The organism is Acinetobacter sp. CS-2 (assembly GCF_016599715.1).
Taxonomy (GTDB): domain Bacteria; phylum Pseudomonadota; class Gammaproteobacteria; order Pseudomonadales; family Moraxellaceae; genus Acinetobacter.
In genome coordinates, this window is the sequence record NZ_CP067021.1 from 203,242 (window position 1) to 225,402 (window position 22,161).

Genomic DNA, 22,161 nt, shown 5'->3' on the forward strand with positions numbered 1-22,161 from the left:
TCAATTTAACTCAATATAACCTAACAGTTTGATTTTAAAATTTTTTCTACCAATCCAGATTCCAGTTTTTACTCTTCCGATTATTAAATATAAAACTGGGTCATTAAGATTGGTAATGCCATTTAGAACAGTATCTATATCCCTTAAATCGGTTGGAGAGGGTGTTGGTACATCTTCAGGATGTGTATGCCATAGGCCTTGAAAATTATAGAATTTTTTAGATTCGTTCCAAGCTTGTATTAAAGCATATTGGTGGGACTTTGACCTAAAGAAAGACATACGTGTTTGACAGTCTCCTTCCATAGGAGAGGTAAAGCTTTCAATGATTTTAGCTTTAGTTTCTATGTCTGTTCTTCCAATTAGAATGCCACCCGATTCTGGAGAATCTGATTCTAATTGTATAAATTGCTTTAAACTCTTTAAAACATTTGCTTGAATAATAAAGACTTGGCCTGTAGGTGTGTCACATTTAATCCTCCCTTGAGTTATGTATTGCAACATGGGCATACTTCTTTATAAATTTCTTTTAAATTCAATATATTAATTCCATTTGAATTATTTACTGAATTATAAAAAGGGGTAGTAATTATTCCATTTTTATTTGCATTCTGATTGTCGCCAGAAATAGAAACAAATCCTAATTGTTGATTCAGGACATATTCAGAAATATAGCTTGCTAGCTTCATGCAATTTAAAGAAGAGAAGGGGGTAAATGCACCAGCACACCCTGTAATATTTTTAGCAATTAGCTGTCCAGATTGTACATATTTATACATAGGGGTAAGACTTTTATTTGATTTTTCATCAAAATATAAGCAGTTTAAACATCCTACATGTTTATTATTGAAAGAAATAAAATGTCCACCTAAATCATAAGGTTCTAACCAGCCTATTATTACTTGAATGTTTGCACTTATTTCATAAATAGTTTTTACGAGAGAAATCTCAGTAGGAGTATGGCCAATTGCTATGATGATAGTATCAATATCTTCAGTAATTTTTGATTTTATCCAGCTTTCACCATGGCTTACGAATGGAAAAATAGTTAATCCGGGCCTTTCTATTAAAAACTTATTAGCTAAAGAAGTAGATTTATAGGTATTAACATACTGCAAACCTAAAGAATGACGATAAATATTATCTGTTTTTAAAAGCTCTGGATCTATGAAAGAAAATTTATTTACGCCTGTTTGAGCTAATATCTCTGCAATCTTTGAGCCTAAAGCCCCACATCCGATAATCGCTATATGTCTTGTTTTTTTCTCTTGCCCCGTTCTATTTAATAAATAATCTATCCACGCTCTTTGTGTTAAAGAGACTTTAAAGCCTTTGAAGGATACTTTTTCTTTGAAAGAATACCAAATGGCATAATAAAAAATCACATAAGCAAATCCATGTTCATTTGGAATTCCCACTAGGGCATAATGATTGCCTTGTTTTAACAAAGATCGTTTGTTCTCATTAGAGAGGGTATTAACAATTTTTAGAAAATAGTCCTCATTAAAATAATCTCCTATATCTGGTATGGGGAAAACAGAAGCATCTTCTAATAATATCTTATGAATTTTTACTTTTGTGAGCTGGTTGTGGTTTATGTAAGAACTATCGCCATCATCAATATGCTCTAATATTTGATGATTCCCTTTTGATGATTTTCTTAACCAACCATATAAATTAAATGTAGAAGTAGGGTCGCAATGTAATATTACATCCTCATTTATATTTTGAGTGCTGCCTAAATATCCTTCTAGTTCGTTATACAAGCTTACTCGGTTGTTTAATTGAAAATTAATAAAAGATTGCTTGAGTATATCTATAGCCCTTTCAAAGAATTCAGTAATAAGTTCTTTATGTCTATAGCCTTCAAAGTTTTCACCTTGATGATCCGTAGTACAAATTTCCCCACTTTGACTCACATGATCTAAGGCAGACATTGGTCGTGTCAATATTCTAAAAATGGGAGGTATCGTCCAATTAGCTCTATTTTGAAAAATTAGACCAAGGCAAACCTGTTGTGTATTAATGAGAAAATCAAATTTTAGATTAACCCAATCCTTAGTAATAGAAGTGACATGGATATTTTGAGCTCCATGTTCACTTAATAGCTTTTCAATATTGTCTAACTTTGGGTTATCAAAAAACATTGAGTTTTCCTAAGCAGATTTTCCTTCTTGAGTGTAATAAGTTTGTACTACTGGTTCGGACACTTCTTGTATTTCAGGGATAGGGAATTGTCTTCCAAAAGTTTTATTTAAAATTTTGCAAGCTTCTACTGTATCAGTTTCCTCATTTACAGCTTCTAAAGATGATTTTAAATCTTCAAGTTTTGATTTTAAGTGCTCCATTTGTTTTCGGGTCAATTTTTCGAGTAAGTCTACACCTTGATGTGCAGGTAAATTAATTACGAGTCTGAAGTAATACTCGTTATTTTCTGGATCAATGCTAAAGGTAGTGAATTGATCTAATACATTATTTACTATAGAAAGTAATACCTTATTATCATTCTCATAATCTTCAGCTGTTATATGCTCATATACAGCTGTAGTGATAGCAATACTCTTAAAAAAATCTAGACCTTTCTCATTTCGCCATTGTTTCAAGTAGCGAGTACATCGTCTAAACTGATGACGTAAATCTGAATCATCTTCAAATTTTCCCAAAATTGTATCGGTAAGTTCAGTAGGATTTGAAATATCCCAAGTCTTAAGGTCTTCAGAGGAGAATTCCTTACCTCGAGCTAGATACATATTGCCTTTGTCGTCTTCAGCGTAGATGGGCAGATCTACATGATAATCGGGACTACCATTTTTGAGATAAGTGACAGTTACGCAAGGTCGTTTGATCGTTACAGTTCTATTTGAATGAGTTAAAGCATCTCTAACAATTTTTTTAATTTCTACTGAGCCATATTCCTCTTTGTCACAATCTAATAAAACTCCTACATCAATATCATAATCTCCATTCTTAGGCTTAATCCCTGTGCCCAAGGCATAACTACCTTGATTAAAGTATTCAACAAATTGAGGACCATTTGGATCCTTTTTGAGTTCATCTTTTAAGGTGCTAATCAAAAGGTCACGTTTTTCACGTAATGTACTTTCTTCGTCATAACGACCTAATCGAATATTTGTGTGGAACTTAGCATAGTGTTTTTGTGGATTCGCCATATTGTTGTATTCCTGTAGTGCTTTTGTTGTTATGGGGATCTCCTATATTAAATACAAGTTAAGACATTAAAAAAAATAGAATTTTTAAAGGGAAAATTTAATCAAAAAATATTTAAACAAACGATGAGATGTATCAATCTCCAATTTTTAGCATTCCTTCCCAACTAAAATAGTTTTGAGTCAAATTCTTTCTGGACATCGCCCATACACGACCATGCATCTTGCAAGGTCCAATTACGGCATCGCCACCACAGAGTAAAAAGAATGTTCAAAATAAACAGTCTAAAAATTCTGAATAGCCTTTTAGAACAGAGAGTTAAGGCACACAATTTAAAATAGTCAGTGAGCCTATCAAAATCCTCATGTATGAAACCTAAGAAGTTCGGCACTGTTGCAAATAGAGATTTGAGTCGATGATGTTCCCTTTAAAAAGTACTTAGAGACCGAAAACCCTGTTGATTAGACACACTTCACCCTGAGGCTGACCATAATAAAATGACGATGCTTGTCCTTTACGTAGTGCACGCATGACTTCAATACCTTTAATTGTGGCATAAGCCGTCTTCATAGATTTGAATCCTAATGTGGCCCTGATGATCCGCTTTAGCTTGCCATGATCACATTCAATCACGTTATTTTTAAACTTAATCTGCCTGTGCTCAAGGTCTGGTGGACATTTACCTTCCCGTTTTAACCGTGATAAAGCACGTCCATATGTGGGTGCTTTATCCGTGTTGATCACTTGTGGAATTTGCCACTTCTTCACATTATTTAAAATTTTTCCAAGAAAACAATATGCTGATTTGGTATTACGTCTAGAAGAAAGATAAAAATCAGGTGGTGTATCAAAAAGTATGCTAAAAAAAAGCAGGTTGAGTTTTGATAAAATAGAGAAATGCAAATAACTCTAGAAATCAAATGTCCAACCTGCCTCAGTGACAATATAAAGAAAAATGGCATCAAAGTAGATGGGAAACAGAACTACCAATGCAAAGACTGCAAACGTCAGTTTATTGGTGACCATGCTCTGAGCTATCTAGGATGTAATTCTGGCATTACTCGTAAAATATTACAGTTAATGGTCAGAGGCAGCGGTATACGAGATATCGCTGAAGTTGAGCGCATTAGTATCGGTAAAGTCTTACGGACTTTAACTGAATCGGCCTATCAAATTCAGCCTAAACAAAGTCATTATGAATCTCTCGAAGTAGATGAATTCTGGACTTTTGTTGGAAATAAAAATAATAAACAATGGCTTATTTACGCTTACCATCGAGAAACAGGTGAGATTGTTGCTTATGTTTGGGGTAAGAGAGATTTAGCTACAGTCCAAAGGTTGAAGACAAAGCTTAAACAATTAGGTATTCACTACACCCGAATTGCAAGTGATCATTGGGACAGTTTCATCACTGCTTTTAAAAACTGCAAGCAAAGTATTGGTAAGTTTTTTACTGTAGGAATTGAAGGTAATAATTGCAAAATAAGGCATCGAATAAGGCGTGGTTTTAGAAGAAGTTGTAATTTCTCCAAAAAGCTTGAAAACCATTTTAAAGCCTTCGACTTAACCTTCTTTTACATCAATAATGGCTTCATTTAATGTCAGCATACTTTTTAAAACACCACCAAAAATCAATGGTATCGCCACGTTGATCGACTGCACGATACAGATAAGACCATCGTCCATTCACTTTTACATAGGTTTCATCAATATGCCACGAGCTCAGATCTGTAGGATTACGCCAATACCAGCGTAAACGTTTTTCTATTTCAGGAGCATAACGTTGAACCCAACGGTAAATAGTCGTGTGATCAACATTCACACCCCGTTCGGCCAGCATTTCCTGCAGTTCACGATAGCTAATGCCATATTTACAATACCAGCGCACAGCCCAAAGAATGATTTCGCCCTGAAAATGCCGACCATGGAAAGGATTCATATGCTGCACCTTTAGCTAAAACAGTCTTCAGCTTACCATTCGTGGTTATTTGCAACAGTGCCAGCGAACTTGCCAGTCTCGAACTCGGCCCCGTGACCGAGATCGAGCAGACGCGCAAGCTGTCGGCCGAAATAGACCAAGATCGTTTCACCCGGATCGACCGCGCCATGGCCGAGGAAGCCGATGCCCGTTTCCTCGACCTTCGCCATGAACCGGCAGCGCCGAGGCGGCAGTTCGAGCGCACCCTACGCCTGCATCGTCTTACCAAGCTGGAGAAGATGGGACTGGCGACCGAGCACGCGCCCGGCGTTTGGGAATTGAGCAAGGACATGGAACCGGCCCTGCGCGAGCTTGGAGAGCGGGGCGACATTATCCGCACCATGCAGAAGGCGCTCGGCCCGCAGGGCGGCGAACGCGATCCCATGAGCTTCCAAATCCATGACGGAGCGCCCGAGACGCCCATCGTCGGCCGCGTCGTGGACAAGCACCTGTCCGACGAACTGGGGGAGAACCTGACCGTTGTGGTGGACGGCATCGACGGCCGCACGCACCACATCGCCGGCATCGCGCTCGAGCGGCTCGAGGACGCCCGCATCGGCAGCGTCGTCCAGCTCGGCCCCGCCGAGGCGGCAGCCCGGCCGTCCGACCGCACCATTACCGCCATTGCAAAGGACGGCATCTATCGGCCGAGCCGCCATCTGGAGCAGGCCAAGTTCGAGGGCCGCGTTCCAGGCGGCGACTATGAGGGCTATGTCGATGCCCATGTGCGCCGGCTGGAGGCGCTACGCCGGGCCGGTATCGTCGAGCGGATCGACGCCGACCAATGGCGCATCCCCGATGATCTGGTCAGCCGTGCCGCCGCCCATGACGCCGGCCGAGACAGTCAGGCCAGCGTTCGCGTCCTTTCCCCGGTCGATCTGAACAAACAGATCGGATCGGACGGCGCGACCTGGCTGGACCGGCGGCTGATCCACGGCGAGACGGCCGACCTTGCGCCAACCGGCTTCGGGCAACAAGTCCGCGAAGCCATGGACCAGCGCCGCGAGCACCATATCGAACAGGGCGACGCCACCCGCAGCCGGGACAGCCGCGTCTTCTACCGGCGCAACCTTCTCGCCATCCTGCGGGAGCGCGAGGTAGCCGGCGTCGGATCGGATATGGCTTTGAGTAAGGGCCTGCCGTTCCGCGCCGCCACGGACGGCGAGAGCGTCAGCGGCAAGTTTACCGGAACCGTGCATCTATCGAGCGGCAAGTTCGCCGTGGTCGAGAAATCCCATGAGTTCACCCTTGTCCCGTGGCGGCCGATCATCGACCGCCAACTCGGCCGCGAGGTTATGGGCATCGTGCAGGGCGGGTCGGTGTCGTGGCAGTTAGGGCGGCAGAGGGGGCTGGAACGCTGAGTGCGCCCATGCCGCATTGCGAAGCAAAAGATAATCGGATAAAATGTAGCAATTCATATTCGTAAGCGTGGAGTAATCAGATGGGAAATTCCAAGTCAGCAGACAAGTAAGCCGCAACAACCAGTATTGTTGTTGCGGCGCTCTGTAAGGCTAGTCTCATCTGATTGCTGACGAGCAGACGTCGCCCGGTATTCCTTAATCGAGGGTTGATTCGTCATGACCACCACACGCCCCGCGTGGGCCTATACGCTGCCGGCAGCACTGCTGCTGATGGCTCCTTTCGACATCCTCGCTTCACTGGCGATGGATATTTATCTCCCTGTCGTTCCAGCGATGCCCGGCATCCTGAACACGACGCCCGCTATGATCCAACTCACGTTGAGCCTCTATATGGTGATGCTCGGCGTGGGCCAGGTGATTTTTGGTCCGCTCTCAGACAGAATCGGGCGACGGCCAATTCTACTTGCGGGCGCAACGGCTTTCGTCATTGCGTCTCTGGGAGCAGCTTGGTCTTCAACTGCACCGGCCTTTGTCGCTTTCCGTCTACTTCAAGCAGTGGGCGCGTCGGCCATGCTGGTGGCGACGTTCGCGACGGTTCGCGACGTTTATGCCAACCGTCCTGAGGGTGTCGTCATCTACGGCCTTTTCAGTTCGATGCTGGCGTTCGTGCCTGCGCTCGGCCCTATCGCCGGAGCATTGATCGGCGAGTTCTTGGGATGGCAGGCGATATTCATTACTTTGGCTATACTGGCGATGCTCGCACTCCTAAATGCGGGTTTCAGGTGGCACGAAACCCGCCCTCTGGATCAAGTCAAGACGCGCCGATCTGTCTTGCCGATCTTCGCGAGTCCGGCTTTTTGGGTTTACACTGTCGGCTTTAGCGCCGGTATGGGCACCTTCTTCGTCTTCTTCTCGACGGCTCCCCGTGTGCTCATAGGCCAAGCGGAATATTCCGAGATCGGATTCAGCTTTGCCTTCGCCACTGTCGCGCTTGTAATGATCGTGACAACCCGTTTCGCGAAGTCCTTTGTCGCCAGATGGGGCATCGCAGGATGCGTGGCGCGTGGGATGGCGTTGCTTGTTTGCGGAGCGGTCCTGTTGGGGATCGGCGAACTTTACGGCTCGCCGTCATTCCTCACCTTCATCCTACCGATGTGGGTTGTCGCGGTCGGTATTGTCTTCACGGTGTCCGTTACCGCGAACGGCGCTTTGGCAGAGTTCGACGACATCGCGGGATCAGCGGTCGCGTTCTACTTCTGCGTTCAAAGCCTGATAGTCAGCATTGTCGGGACATTGGCGGTGGCACTTTTAAACGGTGACACAGCGTGGCCCGTGATCTGTTACGCCACGGCGATGGCGGTACTGGTTTCGTTGGGGCTGGTGCTCCTTCGGCTCCGTGGGGCTGCCACCGAGAAGTCGCCAGTCGTCTAACCGACGACTGGTAGCAGGCCCGCTCCGATGCGGCGCACTAACCATCGAAACCTCGTGAATGTCGGTATCCTGTCTGGCAGGATACCGCTCATTTCCCTTGTTCAGTTCATCGCCGTCGCCGAGCATCTGAATTTTCGGCATGCGGCCAAGGCACTTGGTATCAGCCAGTCGAGCGTCAGCGCGCGTGTGAAAGCGCTGGAGGATAACCTTGGTGTCCTGCTATTTGAGCGCCATGCGCGGGGCGTTCGGCTAACAGACGCAGGCAGGCACTTCATGGAGCGTGTCACGGCGGGTGTCGATCAACTCGATCACGCAGTGAAGACCGCAGGCATGACAGCTCAAGGAGAATACGGCCGGCTTCGCATCGGCATCCATGCCTTAATCCCACGCAGCTTTCTCACGGAGCTGATCCGTCATTATCGGGAAGAACATACGGGCATTGAGGTTGAGATCACCGAAGGCACAGCCCGCGATGCGGTGATGCAGCTTCGTGCTGACCAGCTCGACGTGGTGTTCGTCGCGGGCAAGCCCGAGATGCCCGACTGCCATACCCGACCGATCTGGACCGAACCGCTGGTGGCCGTGCTATCGGATGGGCATCGCCTCGCCGGGCAGTCCGCAATCACTTGGTCCGATCTGGTCGGCGAGACTTTCATTGTTCGCTATGGTGGCACCGGCCCGCAGGTCCATGACCATATCGTGCTGCGCCTTGCCGGGCGTTGGCCCGCACCGTCGATCCGGCGCTTTGATGTGGGGCGCGACACGCTGCTATCGGCACTGTTGCAAATAACCACGAATGGTAAGCTGAAGACTGTTTTAGCTAAAGGTGCAGCATATGAATCCTTTCCATGGTCGGCATTTTCAGGGCGAAATCATTCTTTGGGCTGTGCGCTGGTATTGTAAATATGGCATTAGCTATCGTGAACTGCAGGAAATGCTGGCCGAACGGGGTGTGAATGTTGATCACACGACTATTTACCGTTGGGTTCAACGTTATGCTCCTGAAATAGAAAAACGTTTACGCTGGTATTGGCGTAATCCTACAGATCTGAGCTCGTGGCATATTGATGAAACCTATGTAAAAGTGAATGGACGATGGTCTTATCTGTATCGTGCAGTCGATCAACGTGGCGATACCATTGATTTTTATCTTTCTTCTAGACGTAATACCAAATCAGCATATTGTTTTCTTGGAAAAATTTTAAATAATGTGAAGAAGTGGCAAATTCCACAAGTGATCAACACGGATAAAGCACCCACATATGGACGTGCTTTATCACGGTTAAAACGGGAAGGTAAATGTCCACCAGACCTTGAGCACAGGCAGATTAAGTTTAAAAATAACGTGATTGAATGTGATCATGGCAAGCTAAAGCGGATCATCAGGGCCACATTAGGATTCAAATCTATGAAGACGGCTTATGCCACAATTAAAGGTATTGAAGTCATGCGTGCACTACGTAAAGGACAAGCATCGTCATTTTATTATGGTCAGCCTCAGGGTGAAGTGTGTCTAATCAACAGGGTTTTCGGTCTCTAAGTACTTTTTAAAGGGAACATCATCGACTCAAATCTCTATTTGCAACAGTGCCAGAAATTTTATGTTAAATGATTGTTAGAAATGCCCCTTGATCGAGGCATTTTCTATAAAGAATACTAAAAACTAATTAAAGCCAACCAAGTTTCAAAACAAGGCAGTTCTCAGCAATCATATTTTTAAATTATATAACTCCCAACTGAGCTTTTGCTCCAACGATAAGGCTTTCATTTTGAGTTTCTAAGGCAAATAAACCATACATCAAAGGAGAGGCCGCTGCTCTTTCTAAAGTCTGTTCATATAGTTTATTCCAAACTTTACCCCCTAGTTTTTCATACTCGATGATTAGAGTTTTGAGGCTTTCTTCTCCAAACAAAGTTACATGCCCAGCAAAATCAATCGCTGGGTCATCTATATGGGCTGTTGACCAATCAATAACGCCTGAAACAGCTCCATCCTTTGAAGCTAGTACATGCCCAGCATATAAATCGCCATGTATAAATTGGGTGAAATCTGCCCATAGAACATCATTATCCAACCATTTTCTGTAGCGGGTTTCCAATTGCTCACTTATACCAATTTCAGATTTTACTAACTGCAAATTGTTTGCTATTTCAGGTCTTAAATCTGAAGGTTTCATAATTTTCAAATCATTTTCCCGAACTTCTTTTTCAGGAATACTATGGATTTCAAATAAGGTTTTTGCCAAAGATGTTATGTATTTCGGGCTATCTTTGTCCATATTCCAAATTATTTCATAGGTTTCAGCATCCAAATTTAAAACAGGATTATCTTTAAGTATGGGATAAGCCACTAATTCTGTAGATGAAATTCTCCAATCAGGAACCTCTACAGAAAGATGTTTTTTTACCAATTCTAAAATGCGTTTTTCTTTCTTGATTTGTTCCCTCATGCCATCACGACGAGGAATACGCAGCAACCATTGTTGCCCCTTTGTATCAAGAGCAAAAACGACCTTAAAATCAATGCCCATTTCATTGAAATTCATTTTGTCCGTAAGCAACAAGCCGTGTGCTTCAGCAAGTGATTGAATATCTTGAATTGTCATTTTTAATTTCCTTTAAAGAGTTCAATAATTAATGTTCGGATTAGATTGGCTATCATTAACAATCTCTCTCAAAAGTCTTGATGATTTTGTGGTCTTTGATCTCGTAGATAATGTCAGCAATATTATCGACCAATTGCTTGTCATGAGATACGAAGATAATAGTTCCTGCATAGGACTTCATCATTGTTTCTAATGCGGCAATACTTTTTAGGTCAAGATAGTTTCCTGGTTCATCCATAAGCAAAATATTATATTTTCCTAAAAGCATTTTGGATAAAAGCAGTTTGATGATTTCACCTCCCGATAAGTCGGATAAGTTTTTTTGAATATCATTCGCTCCGATCCCCATTGAAGCCAATACTGCACGAATTTCCGCAACTGTGTACTCGCACTCTTCCTGCATAAAGGAGAGCACAGATTTATGCGTGTTAAATTTATATCCTGTTTGTGTAAAGTAGCCAATTTCAGCTTTTGGAGATATGGTTAATCCATCAGCACGTTCTGATATCATTTTTAACAAGGACGTTTTCCCTGTTCCATTCGATCCAGTTATAGCGACTTTAGCGCCAAGCGGTATTATAAAGTTAGCGTCATCAAAGATAGTACGGCTACCAAATTTTAAGCTCAGACCATCTGCCGTAATCGGGAACTTATTGTGCAGTTCTAGGGCTGAACTTTGACGAAAACGAATAGAACGCAAATGCTCTGGTGCTTGAATATCTTCTAATGCAGCCAAACGCTTTTCCATACTCTTAGCTGCCTGATACAGTTTTCTTTGCTTGGTGCCAGTCATTTTTGCATGCCCAAGTCGTCCAGCACTTTCGGTAGAGTTTTTGGATTTTTCTCCTTTTTTCTTATTGTCTAATCGATTAGCTTGCTGGCGTTTTTCTTGCACAGCAGATTCTAATCGCTCCCGTTCCTTCATCATCAGCTCATATTCTACGGCTTGGTGTTGTCGCTCTTCTTCTTTTTGACGCAAGTAATCCGAGTAACCACCCCAATATTCCGTAATTTTACCGTCTTTTAACTCCCATATCTTGTCTACAACCATATCAAGAAAATATCGGTCATGACTGATAACAAGTAATGCTCCATCAAATGCTTTAAGTTGACCAATAAGTAGATCTATTCCATTGAGATCAAGGTGGCTAGTTGGTTCATCCGCTAGAATGCCATGTACTTGTTGGGAAAATGCGGCAGCAATTTTTGCACGAGTTTCCTCTCCGCCACTCATTGTGTCGTTTTGTACATTGGAAACACCAAGGCGAGATAACATTGCCCGGTCTTCGACCGTTTCTATTTCGATTCCGCCCAGTTGGCTGATATGTGCAAAATCACCAAAACGCTGTAATGTCGCTTCGGCTAAAACAATTTCGCCATTAAGTACTTTGAGTAAACTACTCTTTCCTGCTCCGTTATCACCCACAAGACCAATACGGTCATAAGAGTGAATTTCCAATTCATCAATATCCAAAACATCACGCCCAGCATAATCCAAGCGTATGTTTCTCGCTTTAATAATTAAACTCATTTTTATTTACTCCTGTTTAGCTCTTGAAATTTTTTATGCAGCAAACAGGATTTAGGTGAAAACAAAAGCTAGCATCACAGTGTCCTCCCAAAAAAAAAGCTATTCATCCACAGGGTGGACAAATAGCTAGTCAATTAAGTTATAACTGGAAACTATGCACTAAAAGCATACTTATAAATTAAGCATACTTTTACTTTATATATCCGCATATATTCTTAAAGACACAACAAAAGCCCACCATTATAAAATAGTGTCACTATGCAAATAGTTGTGTCTTAACGAATGCGGATAGAATGCATAAACTTACCTAAAAAATAAAATTCAGTTTTATGATAACTTTACTGTTAAAAGAAGTCTAGACAACCTTGTTTTATGCTTGGATATAAGGCTTATTTTAAAATAATAGTAGTGAAGATTTTCTAAAATTAACATAATACACCTTATACGAATATAAAAATGGGAGCCTTAAGCTCCCATTTTTTAAGTAATTTTTTCAAATAAGGCTTGGGTGAGCATCTAAAATTCGAATCAATGTAGCTGCTGGTCCAGTTGGATAGCGTCGTCCCTGTTCCCAATTTTGCAGGGTACGGGGGCTAATATGTAGACGTGCAGCAAATTCATTTTGGCTCAAGCCAGTTTTTTCACGTACTTCTTTAATATCAGGCAATTCGAGTTCTGTAACTCGGCTTGCTTTAACTTCTTTACGTTTGATAGCTCCAGCTTCTTTGATTGAAGCAACCAAGTCATCAAATAAGTTGTTATCCATGAAATTGCTCCTTCACGAGTTGGCGCAGAATGGCAGTTTCCTTATCTGTTAAATTATCTTTTACTGATTTTGGATAAGCCACTAAGAAAAAGATCTGATCATCCTCGGTGACCCAATAATAAATCACCCGTATCCCACCACTTTTCCCTTTGTTACCTTGAGCACAACGTACTTTGCGAATACCACCGCCATTCTTGATTAGATCACCTCTATCAGGCTGTACCAAAAGATCTTGCTGAAGTTGACGATATTCCTCATCAGATACAAGGTCTTTAATTTGCTTGGTAAAGATGCTGGTTTCAATAAATAACATGGACTCTTTATACGTCAATGGCGTATTTGAATTTTAGCAGTTTCCATAACAAAAAACGAGAGCTGGTAGATCTCTGTTATTCACCAATTAAAATGTCTATGCGATAAACCATTTAAAATGTCCTGTTTTTAACCACAAGAGTCAAGCACAGGATTTAACTTTCTTTGTTCAATAACAGCTTTCTGAGCTTTACGACTCGGCATACTTTTCTTGAGACGGGAACGTTTATTCTGTTTTTCCAACTCTTCATGCTGTTGCTGAATATGTGCCAGAACTGTACCTAACCGTTTATTCTCAACGATCTCATTCTGCTGTAGCCCAGCTAATTTATTGAAAATGCTGTAGTTGAGCTTTCGTCCCTCGTGCATGAGGGCCACAGTGCCATCTGGGTACTCCAGAAATGAAATATATTGCCCAACAAGCTTATGATTCAGCTCTGTCGGTTCAAGCAGATAAATACATTTGTCATAGGTCAGGGTCAGATTCTTGGTGACCTTACGCGGTTCCTGCCAGGTAAAAATATCATCCAGTTCAAGATGAGATTCGGTTAATGGCCGATGTAAATTCTTTGAGTTTCGCGCACACTTGGCAAACTTCTGATTGAAATGCTCAATAAAGCAGGGCAGCCAGGCATTTGCCTCGGCAATTGAACAGATACCTTCTAGGCGCATTTCCTTGATCAGGCGATCCTGGAGTGTTCTATTGGCACGTTCCACACGGCCTTTGGCCTGGGGTGAGTTGGCGAAGATAATATCAATATTTAACTCATTCAGAATCCGCCCAAATTGCGTGATCTGGCTGTCCTGGCTCGATTTCTGGTTCACTCGGAAGACCGAATGTTTATCGCTATAAAAGGCCAGAGGCTTACCGTATTGTTCAATGTAGGCTCGGGTTGAAAGCATATAGTCGAAGGTCGTTTCCGCCTCACAGAAGCGCAGATGCAACAGCTTTCCAGTGGCATCATCGATATAAACCAGCAAGCAGCACTTAGCAGCGCGTCCTTCGAACCAGTCATGATATGAGCCATCAATCTGGATTAGCTCACCGAAGCAATCCCGGTTATAACGTGGCTGATATGGACGTTTAAGGCGCTTGGATCGTGGAATCCAGAGGTCATTTGCAGTCATCCAGCGCCGAAGCGTTTCTACCGGGATATTCAGGTCAAACATGCTGCTGAGCTTCTCATGGGCCAAGGTAGGTCCAAATCCCAGCAGATGTTCAGAAATAATGGAAAGACATTTTGATTTTAATAAATCATCATGGCGACGATGGCCAGGTTGACCACGACTGGCATGCGCCATACCTGAAACACCATCTTGATTGAGCTTCTGTAATAACCGGGTAATTTGACGGGTTGAAAGATTAAGGATTTCAGCAGCACGGACTTGTGTAATACGATGATCTCGAACGTCTTGCAGAACAGCAAGACGTTGAATTTCTTTGTCAGACATAGTGATCAGCATCTATATTTCATATCCAGTCCATGATGTTTAAGCCATCATAAACTAGACATTTTTATTGGTGAGAATATAGACACTTTAAATGGGTTCTAACATCTCGTTTCGCATAACAGCCATTATGTTAAATTGTAGTAAGAACTTTAATGCGATAGAGCAGAATGTATATGCAAAATAAGCTTGATAACATTATTCAAGAATTAAAAGAACTATCTGGGAATAGTCGTCTAAACATAGAACTACCTGATGATATTTTCATATCTGCTTATGAACGAAAAATAGGTTTTATTTTTCCAAAAGATTATAAAAAAGTTTTGAAAGAGATTAGCAATATCTTTTATGGAACAATTGAATTAGCGTCTCTTACAGATGAGAAAGAATGCTATCGAGGGCTATCTCAGATATTAAATGATGCTAGGGAGCAAGGTCTGCCAGAAGATTGGCTACCTATTTGTGAAGATAATGGTAGTTATTATTGCCTATCTCCTAATCATAAAATTAGATATTGGACAGCAGATGGATATAGCGATGAGCAGTGGGAAGATTTAGCAGATTGGATCAAGCAAGTTTGGATAGATGGAAATTAAGAATTTCTAAAATTAACATAATACACCTTATACGAAATTAAAAAATGGAGCCTAAAGCTCCATTTTTTAATAACTTTTTTTAAATTGCTAAGCGTAAATTCAGTGCTTTTACAACTTTAATCACAGTATCAAAACTAGGGTTAACATCACCAGAAAGTGCTTTGTAAAGACTTTCTCGGCCTAAGCCTGTATCTCGTGATAATTGAGCCATTCCTTTAGCTTTTGCAATGTTACCTAAAGCCTTTGCAATGAATGCGGCATCGCCATTAGATTCTTCAATACATGCTTGTAAGTAAGCCTGCATATCATCCTCTGTTTTAAGATGCTCAGCACTGTCCCATTTGCGAAGTTTAATAGCCATTTATAGCTCCTCCTCTAAATCTTGTGCCAATTGCAGGGCAAGTTTTATATCTTTACTTTGCGTAGACTTATCTCCGCCTGCTAAGAGAATAACAACCCTTTGCCCTTGCTTGCAGTAATAAATCCTATAGCCTGGCCCAAAGAAGAAACGTAATTCAGAAACACCTTCACCGACCGGCTCAGTATCTCCAAAGTTTCCATCTTCAACCCGATCAATTCGGACTTGTATGCGTCTTTTTGCCTGCTGGTCTTTTAACTTGGTGAACCAGTCATCAAAGACTTCAGTGGTATATATTGAGTACATAAGTAGAATGTATCCTATAGGATACATTTATGCAAGAAATAAACTTGATATTTGGGGCTCGAAACGGTGAATTTCGTATAACCGCCATTATGTTAAGTTAATCAAAATTCTTAATGCACCAAAACCTAAAAATTTAAATGGAGTAAAAATGACTTTAAAGGGGTTAGATATTCAAGAAGATTGTATCAAAGCTATTTCTAATGAATCTTTAATATTTGATATTAAGAATAAAGAGTTTTTAGAGGATATAGAAAATCTTTTATTACAGTATTTTCAAAATTTTAGTAATGATTTAAATGGAATTGAGTTTGATAATTTTTCTGTGGAGTTTTGGTTCGATGCAGGACAATTGATTATTTATCCTGAAAAAGATTTATTAGATCGTAAACCCTTTGAATCTGAATATGATTTAGATAGATTAGACCCTTATTTTTATCTAGTTTGTGAAGAATATAGGATATATTTTGATGACTTAATATCTCGAAAAGTAAGCGATCAAGTATCTGAAAAAGAAGCTATTTCTAAAACTAATGACGTAATTGATTGTGTAAGCAAAGCTATAAAAAATATAAATGATGAAAACAATCTTTTAAAGATGTTAGGCAGGCCTAAATTAGAAATAAGATATTTCGGTGTAACGAAAGAAGAACTTTTAGCAAAAGAAATTCTCGTGAAATGAAGTAGATATTTTTGTCGTATTAAGGAAAACTAAAATTAACATAATGGGCGTTATGCGAAGTCAAAAATGGGAGCTTAAGCTCCCATTTTTATTGATGATTTTTTAATTCTTTCAGCATAGCATCCCGTAAAATTTCATTCATTCGTGTTTGATAACCTTTGCCTTGTGCTTTGAACCAAGCAAGTACATCAGCATCTAACCGAATTGAAGTTTGTTGCTTCACTGGGCGGTAAAATTGATTTTGGCGTACAGCACTGCTCCAATCGGTAATTTCAGGAATATCTGATAGATCTAGCTGATCATCAGGAACCGTGCCTTTAGCAAGCAAGCGTTGAATTTCAGCATCTTGCTTCTCACCAAATTTCTCATTCAGCTCTTTGCGTGAGTATCTAACCATGCTCATATTTGTTTCGCTCCGCTTTAGTCACTTGCCTTGCACTAATGATTCGTATGATTTCACAGTCATCTTCATCAAAAATGGTGTGAGCCACCAATAACATTAGTACGCCTTTAACTCGTCCAATGGTTTGCCAACGTTCTTCACCATCGGTATGTCTGTCTTGGATTGAGATCCGTAATGGATCTTCAAAAACAAGGCTTGCAGTTTCGAAAGAGATATCATGCTTTTTCTGATTCTTTCGATTCTTAGCCTCATCCCATTCAAAATACTGTTCCATAAAAAACATTCAAATTTGTATATACAATAATGTATCACAAAATTGTATAACTCAAGTTGAGAAGCGTAATTTTTAGTCAAATTTATTGGCAAGAACTATCAAAACTGCTCATAAAAAAGCCGACTTGTTTCCAAGTCGGCTTTTGAACATCATCGAGCAAATAATTTATATCATAAGTTTTTGATTTTTATATTTTTCAATTTGTGCATTTCGTATAACGCCCATTATGTTAAATATATTTTAGTTAAGTAATTTATCTCTTATCAATTCTTTAAATTTTTCAGGATTTTGCTCCGCTTGATTATTAAAAATATCAAAGTAAGTTAAAGCTTGTTGTTGAATTTTTCCTTTATTTGGAACACGAGAAGCAGGATGAGGGAGTCGAATTACTAAAGTCTTTTTATTCCAGAATCTTACGCTAAATCCTTCTATAGATTCTTTGAAGTTAAGAATATCTTCGTCATTAACATAATTGAGTTTCAACTGTTCCCAATTTCCATGATATGCACCTAAGAAAAAAATATTTTTAGGTTCTAATCTATCAAGTTGATTTACTAAGTTTTCTATTGATATATCTTTAAGATGCTCATACAAATCTATACTTTTATTTTTTGAATTCAATAAGTTAAAAGATTTTTTATTATAATCAAAGAAGTAGAAGTTTAACCATTGTATATACTCGTTATTATTTTTTTCTTTGACTTTACCTAAGAATTTTAAGAATTGTGATCTCACAGGTGGCTTTTCATAAAGATTACGGTATCTAATTTTACTTTCAGAAATTAATTCATTTGTACTTAAATTTCCTAATATAAAGCTATCTAATTTCAATTTCCCCCATCCAGAAGTTTCTTGGCCAACAATTACTACTTTATTTTTGGATTGGTCAAAAGAACTATCTAAAAAATCTGGAATGAAAGGTAAGCTGATTTTTTGTAAAAGAGGGTGATAATCCTTATGTGTAATAAGGTTATTTTTTAATTTATTTAAATTTTCTGAGTATTCAATCATAGTATGTTTACTTGCTTAATTTTTTTTAAGTTATATATGAAAACTTAGGAGAATAACATTGAAAATAGGTATATTTTGGTTTTATAAAAATCAAGTTCTTGGTATTTCTCATGAGTTTGATATTAATAGCTCAGATTCTTTAGGTATGATTTGATGTGTGCTGAAAAAACAGGAGGTTTTAACTTGGTAAACTAAACACACTCATCAGGAGTTTACCATGAGCAAGAAACACAAGACTTACACCACAGAATTTAAAGCTGAAGCCATCAAATTAATTGAAGCCAATCAAGGCAATGTCTCGGAAACAGCTAGACAACTTAGCATTTCAATGCAAACTCTTTCAAATTGGAATACCAAAGCAAAGGCTGGAACTTTAGCAGGTACAAAACAGTATTCACCTGATCTAAACGCTCTACTCGAAGAAAATAAAAAACTCAAACAACAGCTCAAAATAGCTGAAATGGAACGTGAATTTTTAAAAAAGGCAGCAGCGTACTTTGCCAAAGAAAGTCAGTAAGGTACGCCTATATGAAACAAAAAAGATATTCTTTTCCAATTACCTTAATGGCTCGATTACTTCATGTTTCAGTTTCATGTTTTTATGATTGGCTCAAGAGAGGCGTGAGCAAAAGAACGATTCAACGAAATCAACAGACGATATTGGTGAAAATAGCCCATGAGGAGACAAGGCAGAGCTATGGTTATATTCGATTAACCAAATACTTACAAGCTCAGGGCATAAAAATGAGTATGTACGCTGTACGTCAGATAAAAGCGCTGAACCACCTGTATTGTAAGCGACACAAGCGTTTTAAAAGGACTACGAATAGTGACCATAATCGAGCGATCTATGAAAACCTGCTGGAGCAACAATTCTCAATGACTAGACCAAATCAAGCATGGTCAAGTGATATTACGTACATATGGACTGTTGAAGGATGGCTGTACTTAGCAGCGGTAAAAGACCTTTACACGAAACAAGTGGTTGGCTATAGCTTAAATGTGCGCATGACAGCACAGCTTGTTTGTAATGCGCTAAATATGGCTATTCACAATCAAAAACCAACCAAAGAACTGATTGTGCATTCAGACAGAGGAAGTCAATATTGCAGCCATGAATATCGAAATATACTTGAGCAATATGGTTTTCAAGGTTCAATGAGCAAGCGCGGAGACTGTTACGATAATGCACCGATTGAAAGCTTTTGGGGAATACTGAAAAATGAGTTAGTGCATCATTACAACTATCAAACCAGAGAAGAAGCCAAAGCAGATATTATAAAATACATTGAATTATTTTATAATCATCGAAGAATTCAAAAGGGTTTGGGTTTTAAGACACCAAATCAAATGGCCGAAGACTTTTATAAGTTGGCTGCCTAGAATCTCCCAAGGGAAAGTCTCCTGATAATTCAGCGTATATCAATTGATAGTGCCTACAACCATGTATCTTATTGGGATGAATTACGAAATAAATTTTCTGAGCTAAGGGAAATTGAATATGACGATGTACCTCGGGGAAGAGTAATATTCGATAAAAATAAAAATAAATTGATCATCTATCTAGATAAGAAATTATTAATTAAAGGTAAGGTATCAAAAATTTGTGATTTTTTTGATGCTGAATATGATGTGAATACAGTATTACGCTTAGATCCGCACTATAGAACTTAATAGAAAACTAAATTTCTGATTAGAAAGATTTTCTAAAATTAACATAATACACCTTATACGTAATGCGTTATAATTGGCACTGTTGCAAATAGAGATTTGAGTCGATGATGTTCCCTTTAAAAAGTACTTAGAGACCGAAAACCCTGTTGATTAGACACACTTCACCCTGAGGCTGACCATAATAAAATGACGATGCTTGTCCTTTACGTAGTGCACGCATGACTTCAATACCTTTAATTGTGGCATAAGCCGTCTTCATAGATTTGAATCCTAATGTGGCCCTGATGATCCGCTTTAGCTTGCCATGATCACATTCAATCACGTTATTTTTAAACTTAATCTGCCTGTGCTCAAGGTCTGGTGGACATTTACCTTCCCGTTTTAACCGTGATAAAGCACGTCCATATGTGGGTGCTTTATCCGTGTTGATCACTTGTGGAATTTGCCACTTCTTCACATTATTTAAAATTTTTCCAAGAAAACAATATGCTGATTTGGTATTACGTCTAGAAGAAAGATAAAAATCAATGGTATCGCCACGTTGATCGACTGCACGATACAGATAAGACCATCGTCCATTCACTTTTACATAGGTTTCATCAATATGCCACGAGCTCAGATCTGTAGGATTACGCCAATACCAGCGTAAACGTTTTTCTATTTCAGGAGCATAACGTTGAACCCAACGGTAAATAGTCGTGTGATCAACATTCACACCCCGTTCGGCCAGCATTTCCTGCAGTTCACGATAGCTAATGCCATATTTACAATACCAGCGCACAGCCCAAAGAATGATTTCGCCCTGAAAATGCCGACCATGGAAAGGATTCATATGCTGCACCTTTAGCTAAAACAGTCTTCAGCTTACCATTCGTGGTTATTTGCAACAGTGCCGCTGACGCACACCATCGCCCACCGGGTGGGTCGCTATCTGGAACGGCAAGGCCTGCTGGAACGGGATGTCGAAAACAGCTATCTGGCCTCGGATGCGGTGGATGACGACCCGATGACACCCCTGCTGGGGCACTCGATCACTTACCGTATCGCTGTCGGTTCACAGGCGGGGCGAAAGGTGTTCACTTTGCAAACTCTGCCGACCAGTGGTGATCCGTTCGGTGACGGGATTGGCAAGGTAGCCGGGTCCAGCCTGCACGCCGGCGTGGCGGCCAGGGCCGATGAACGCAAGAAGCTCGAACGGCTGTGCCGGTACATCAGCCGCCCGGCGGTATCCGAGAAGCGGCTGTCGTTAACACGAGGCGGCAACGTGCGCTACCAGCTCAAGACGCCGTACCGGGACGGCACCACGCACGTCATTTTCGAACCATTGGATTTCATTGCAAGGCTGGCCGCCCTGGTACCGAAGCCCAGAGTCAACCTAACCCGCTTCCACGGGGTGTTCGCACCCAACAGTCGGCACCGGGCGTTGGTCACGCCGGCAAAACGGGGCAGGGGCAACAAGGTCAGGGTGGCTGATGAACCGGCAACACCAGCACAACGGCGAGCGTCGATGACATGGGCGCAACGGCTCAAGCGTGTTTTCAATATCGACATCGAGACCTGCAGCGGCTGCGGCGGCGCCATGAAAGTCATCGCCTGCATTGAAGACCCTATAGTGATCAAGCAGATCCTTGATCACCTGAAGCACAAAGCCGAAACCAGCGGGACCAGGGCGTTACCCGAAAGCCGGGCGCCACCGGCTGAGCTGCTCCTGGGTCTGTTTGACTGACGAGCCTGAAGGCCAACGATACCAATCAAAATGCTGCGTTCACAGCGCCGCGGCAGGGATCCGCCGTGCTGGTTGTCGGAAAAGGAGCCGCTAGTGGGAAAGAGGAGGGTAAATTTTCAGCGTTGCTGGCTCCCCGTCAGCCGGATTGGGTTGCATCGCAGGGGTGTCGAAAGAGTCAACTGCGGTCCAAAGCTGTTGGACTTGGGTGAAAAGGGCGTTTATTCTTCCTATACGTTGTCGGCAGCGGGCCAAAAAGGAATACGTCCATGCCCATCGAGGTGAAACCGGCTGTGAGCGCGGGTTCAAGCATATAGCCCGACAGGCGCGTATCCTTGCCGATCACGACACGATGGCGGTGGTCACCGCGACGAAAGACACGGCCAGCCGCCATGCCGACGCGCAAGGCGGTTTCCGCCGTCATCGCGCCTTCGTTGGCTTTGCCACGAATACCGTCTGTGCCGAAATATTTGCGCACCATAAGGTCGATTATCCTGTCGTCGGGTCGCCCTCAAAGGGGACATGCCTGCTGAACCGC

21 protein-coding genes and 5 pseudogenes are annotated in these 22,161 nt (G+C 41.5%); 9 read left to right on the forward strand and 17 right to left on the reverse strand.

Annotated features, from left to right (window positions below; translation table 11 throughout):
• The 4 genes and pseudogenes from JFY49_RS17055 to JFY49_RS17070 all read right to left on the reverse strand — a co-directional run.
• Nucleotides 1-501, reverse strand: coding sequence for a Mov34/MPN/PAD-1 family protein (locus tag JFY49_RS17055; protein WP_005006362.1), 501 nt, complete (start codon nucleotides 499-501; stop codon nucleotides 1-3).
• Nucleotides 486-2,144, reverse strand: coding sequence for a ThiF family adenylyltransferase (locus tag JFY49_RS17060; RefSeq protein ID WP_005006360.1), 1,659 nt, complete (start codon nucleotides 2,142-2,144; stop codon nucleotides 486-488). Before JFY49_RS17060 ends, JFY49_RS17055 begins: the two co-directional genes overlap by 16 nt.
• Nucleotides 2,145-2,153: 9 nt before the next feature.
• Nucleotides 2,154-3,167 carry a nucleotidyltransferase gene (locus JFY49_RS17065; protein ID WP_005006358.1) on the reverse strand — a complete coding sequence of 338 codons (1,014 nt, stop codon included), beginning with the start codon at nucleotides 3,165-3,167 and terminating at the stop codon, nucleotides 2,154-2,156.
• Nucleotides 3,168-3,603: 436 nt separating this feature from the next.
• Nucleotides 3,604-4,002, reverse strand: a pseudogene (locus tag JFY49_RS17070) (IS6-like element IS1006 family transposase); the annotation flags it as partial.
• A 60-nt stretch (nucleotides 4,003-4,062) separates the two neighbouring features.
• Between JFY49_RS17070 and JFY49_RS17075 the strand changes: the two are divergent.
• Nucleotides 4,063-4,764, forward strand: coding sequence for an IS1 family transposase (locus tag JFY49_RS17075; protein WP_004693132.1), 702 nt, complete (start codon nucleotides 4,063-4,065; stop codon nucleotides 4,762-4,764).
• Nucleotides 4,765-4,789: 25 nt separating this feature from the next.
• Here JFY49_RS17075 and JFY49_RS17080 read toward each other — a convergent pair.
• A pseudogene (locus tag JFY49_RS17080) lies at nucleotides 4,790-5,104 on the reverse strand (IS6-like element IS1006 family transposase); the annotation flags it as partial.
• A gap of 59 nt (nucleotides 5,105-5,163) precedes the next feature.
• Between JFY49_RS17080 and JFY49_RS17085 the strand changes: the two are divergent.
• The 4 genes and pseudogenes from JFY49_RS17085 to JFY49_RS17100 all read left to right on the forward strand — a co-directional run.
• A pseudogene (locus JFY49_RS17085) lies at nucleotides 5,164-6,504 on the forward strand (DUF3363 domain-containing protein); the annotation flags it as partial.
• A gap of 216 nt (nucleotides 6,505-6,720) precedes the next feature.
• Entirely contained in the window at nucleotides 6,721-7,935 is a 1,215-nt protein-coding gene (floR, locus tag JFY49_RS17090) for a chloramphenicol/florfenicol efflux MFS transporter FloR (RefSeq protein ID WP_000214119.1), read from the forward strand.
• A 27-nt stretch (nucleotides 7,936-7,962) separates the two neighbouring features.
• On the forward strand, nucleotides 7,963-8,838 hold the full coding sequence (locus JFY49_RS17095) for a LysR family transcriptional regulator (protein WP_114190151.1): 876 nt from the start codon (nucleotides 7,963-7,965) through the stop codon (nucleotides 8,836-8,838).
• Nucleotides 8,771-9,475, forward strand: a complete 705-nt coding sequence (locus JFY49_RS17100; protein ID WP_004897650.1) for an IS6-like element IS1006 family transposase — start codon at nucleotides 8,771-8,773, stop codon at nucleotides 9,473-9,475. The genes JFY49_RS17095 and JFY49_RS17100 overlap by 68 nt, the downstream gene beginning before the upstream one ends.
• Nucleotides 9,476-9,656: 181 nt before the next feature.
• On the opposite strand, the gene JFY49_RS17105 is transcribed toward JFY49_RS17100, so the two are convergent.
• From JFY49_RS17105 to JFY49_RS17125, 5 genes are all read right to left on the reverse strand, one after another.
• Nucleotides 9,657-10,541 (reverse strand): Mph(E) family macrolide 2'-phosphotransferase, encoded by an 885-nt coding sequence (locus JFY49_RS17105; RefSeq protein ID WP_000155092.1) that lies wholly within the window; start codon nucleotides 10,539-10,541, stop codon nucleotides 9,657-9,659.
• Nucleotides 10,542-10,596: 55 nt separating this feature from the next.
• Complete coding sequence (gene msr(E) / locus JFY49_RS17110) at nucleotides 10,597-12,072, reverse strand: ABC-F type ribosomal protection protein Msr(E) (protein ID WP_000052512.1); 1,476 nt, start codon at nucleotides 12,070-12,072, stop codon at nucleotides 10,597-10,599.
• Nucleotides 12,073-12,565: 493 nt separating this feature from the next.
• Nucleotides 12,566-12,838 (reverse strand): NadS family protein, encoded by a 273-nt coding sequence (gene nadS, locus JFY49_RS17115; protein WP_000369781.1) that lies wholly within the window; start codon nucleotides 12,836-12,838, stop codon nucleotides 12,566-12,568.
• Nucleotides 12,831-13,151: a type II toxin-antitoxin system RelE/ParE family toxin gene (locus JFY49_RS17120; protein WP_039253786.1), complete on the reverse strand. Its 321-nt coding sequence runs from the start codon at nucleotides 13,149-13,151 to the stop codon at nucleotides 12,831-12,833. Before JFY49_RS17120 ends, nadS begins: the two co-directional genes overlap by 8 nt.
• A 128-nt stretch (nucleotides 13,152-13,279) precedes the next feature.
• Nucleotides 13,280-14,614, reverse strand: a complete 1,335-nt coding sequence (locus tag JFY49_RS17125) for an ISNCY-like element ISAba32 family transposase (protein WP_108091255.1) — start codon at nucleotides 14,612-14,614, stop codon at nucleotides 13,280-13,282.
• A 161-nt stretch (nucleotides 14,615-14,775) separates the two neighbouring features.
• Here JFY49_RS17125 and JFY49_RS17130 point away from each other — a divergent pair, with 161 nt between their 5' ends.
• The gene (locus tag JFY49_RS17130) at nucleotides 14,776-15,195 is read left to right on the forward strand and encodes an SMI1/KNR4 family protein (protein WP_001180106.1); all 420 of its coding nucleotides are present in this window, start codon (nucleotides 14,776-14,778) and stop codon (nucleotides 15,193-15,195) included.
• A gap of 79 nt (nucleotides 15,196-15,274) precedes the next feature.
• On the opposite strand, the gene JFY49_RS17135 is transcribed toward JFY49_RS17130, so the two are convergent.
• Both JFY49_RS17135 and JFY49_RS17140 read right to left on the reverse strand, forming a co-directional pair.
• Nucleotides 15,275-15,556, reverse strand: coding sequence for an addiction module antidote protein (locus JFY49_RS17135; protein ID WP_000985609.1), 282 nt, complete (start codon nucleotides 15,554-15,556; stop codon nucleotides 15,275-15,277).
• Complete coding sequence (locus tag JFY49_RS17140) at nucleotides 15,557-15,859, reverse strand: type II toxin-antitoxin system RelE/ParE family toxin (protein ID WP_000286964.1); 303 nt, start codon at nucleotides 15,857-15,859, stop codon at nucleotides 15,557-15,559.
• A 148-nt stretch (nucleotides 15,860-16,007) separates the two neighbouring features.
• Between JFY49_RS17140 and JFY49_RS17145 the strand changes: the two genes are divergently transcribed.
• Nucleotides 16,008-16,538 (forward strand): hypothetical protein, encoded by a 531-nt coding sequence (locus JFY49_RS17145; RefSeq protein WP_000172759.1) that lies wholly within the window; start codon nucleotides 16,008-16,010, stop codon nucleotides 16,536-16,538.
• A gap of 88 nt (nucleotides 16,539-16,626) precedes the next feature.
• Here JFY49_RS17145 and JFY49_RS17150 read toward each other — a convergent pair whose 3' ends face one another.
• The 3 genes from JFY49_RS17150 to JFY49_RS17160 all read right to left on the reverse strand — a co-directional run bounded on the left by JFY49_RS17150 (nucleotide 16,627) and on the right by JFY49_RS17160 (nucleotide 18,226).
• Nucleotides 16,627-16,941, reverse strand: a complete 315-nt coding sequence (locus tag JFY49_RS17150) for a BrnA antitoxin family protein (RefSeq protein WP_004728120.1) — start codon at nucleotides 16,939-16,941, stop codon at nucleotides 16,627-16,629.
• Complete coding sequence (locus JFY49_RS17155; protein WP_000438825.1) at nucleotides 16,928-17,215, reverse strand: BrnT family toxin; 288 nt, start codon at nucleotides 17,213-17,215, stop codon at nucleotides 16,928-16,930. The genes JFY49_RS17150 and JFY49_RS17155 overlap by 14 nt, the downstream gene beginning before the upstream one ends.
• 240 nt (nucleotides 17,216-17,455) lie before the next feature.
• Complete coding sequence (locus JFY49_RS17160; protein WP_032073134.1) at nucleotides 17,456-18,226, reverse strand: hypothetical protein; 771 nt, start codon at nucleotides 18,224-18,226, stop codon at nucleotides 17,456-17,458.
• Between the two features lie 217 nt (nucleotides 18,227-18,443).
• Here JFY49_RS17160 and JFY49_RS17165 point away from each other — a divergent pair.
• Nucleotides 18,444-19,609, forward strand: a protein-coding gene (locus tag JFY49_RS17165; protein ID WP_148334530.1) for an IS3-like element ISAba22 family transposase whose coding sequence is annotated in 2 segments (ribosomal slippage) — nucleotides 18,444-18,702 and nucleotides 18,702-19,609 — 1,167 coding nt in all. Because the reading frame shifts where the segments join, the coding sequence is not laid out codon by codon here.
• A 418-nt stretch (nucleotides 19,610-20,027) separates the two neighbouring features.
• Here the strand turns inward: JFY49_RS17165 and JFY49_RS17170 are convergent.
• A complete protein-coding gene (locus JFY49_RS17170; RefSeq protein WP_004897650.1) occupies nucleotides 20,028-20,732 on the reverse strand; it encodes an IS6-like element IS1006 family transposase in 705 nt (234 codons plus the stop codon).
• Between the two features lie 63 nt (nucleotides 20,733-20,795).
• Here JFY49_RS17170 and JFY49_RS17175 point away from each other — a divergent pair.
• Nucleotides 20,796-21,626 (forward strand): annotated as a pseudogene (locus JFY49_RS17175) (IS91-like element ISVsa3 family transposase); the annotation flags it as partial.
• Between the two features lie 235 nt (nucleotides 21,627-21,861).
• Here JFY49_RS17175 and glmM read toward each other — a convergent pair.
• Nucleotides 21,862-22,104 (reverse strand): annotated as a pseudogene (gene glmM / locus JFY49_RS17180) (phosphoglucosamine mutase); the annotation flags it as partial.
• Nucleotides 22,105-22,161: the final 57 nt, after the last annotated feature.

Coding starts and splice junctions, on each gene's coding strand:
- JFY49_RS17055 (WP_005006362.1), bottom strand. CDS start 501: ATGTTGCAATACATAACTCAAGGGAGGATTAAATGTGACACACCTACA.
- JFY49_RS17060 (WP_005006360.1), bottom strand. CDS start 2,144: ATGTTTTTTGATAACCCAAAGTTAGACAATATTGAAAAGCTATTAAGT.
- JFY49_RS17065 (WP_005006358.1), bottom strand. CDS start 3,167: ATGGCGAATCCACAAAAACACTATGCTAAGTTCCACACAAATATTCGA.
- JFY49_RS17075 (WP_004693132.1), top strand. CDS start 4,063: ATGCAAATAACTCTAGAAATCAAATGTCCAACCTGCCTCAGTGACAAT.
- floR (WP_000214119.1), top strand. CDS start 6,721: ATGACCACCACACGCCCCGCGTGGGCCTATACGCTGCCGGCAGCACTG.
- JFY49_RS17095 (WP_114190151.1), top strand. CDS start 7,963: ATGCGGCGCACTAACCATCGAAACCTCGTGAATGTCGGTATCCTGTCT.
- JFY49_RS17100 (WP_004897650.1), top strand. CDS start 8,771: ATGAATCCTTTCCATGGTCGGCATTTTCAGGGCGAAATCATTCTTTGG.
- JFY49_RS17105 (WP_000155092.1), bottom strand. CDS start 10,541: ATGACAATTCAAGATATTCAATCACTTGCTGAAGCACACGGCTTGTTG.
- nadS (WP_000369781.1), bottom strand. CDS start 12,838: ATGGATAACAACTTATTTGATGACTTGGTTGCTTCAATCAAAGAAGCT.
- JFY49_RS17120 (WP_039253786.1), bottom strand. CDS start 13,151: ATGTTATTTATTGAAACCAGCATCTTTACCAAGCAAATTAAAGACCTT.
- JFY49_RS17125 (WP_108091255.1), bottom strand. CDS start 14,614: ATGCTGATCACTATGTCTGACAAAGAAATTCAACGTCTTGCTGTTCTG.
- JFY49_RS17130 (WP_001180106.1), top strand. CDS start 14,776: ATGCAAAATAAGCTTGATAACATTATTCAAGAATTAAAAGAACTATCT.
- JFY49_RS17135 (WP_000985609.1), bottom strand. CDS start 15,556: ATGGCTATTAAACTTCGCAAATGGGACAGTGCTGAGCATCTTAAAACA.
- JFY49_RS17140 (WP_000286964.1), bottom strand. CDS start 15,859: ATGTACTCAATATATACCACTGAAGTCTTTGATGACTGGTTCACCAAG.
- JFY49_RS17145 (WP_000172759.1), top strand. CDS start 16,008: ATGACTTTAAAGGGGTTAGATATTCAAGAAGATTGTATCAAAGCTATT.
- JFY49_RS17150 (WP_004728120.1), bottom strand. CDS start 16,941: ATGAGCATGGTTAGATACTCACGCAAAGAGCTGAATGAGAAATTTGGT.
- JFY49_RS17155 (WP_000438825.1), bottom strand. CDS start 17,215: ATGGAACAGTATTTTGAATGGGATGAGGCTAAGAATCGAAAGAATCAG.
- JFY49_RS17160 (WP_032073134.1), bottom strand. CDS start 18,226: ATGATTGAATACTCAGAAAATTTAAATAAATTAAAAAATAACCTTATT.
- JFY49_RS17170 (WP_004897650.1), bottom strand. CDS start 20,732: ATGAATCCTTTCCATGGTCGGCATTTTCAGGGCGAAATCATTCTTTGG.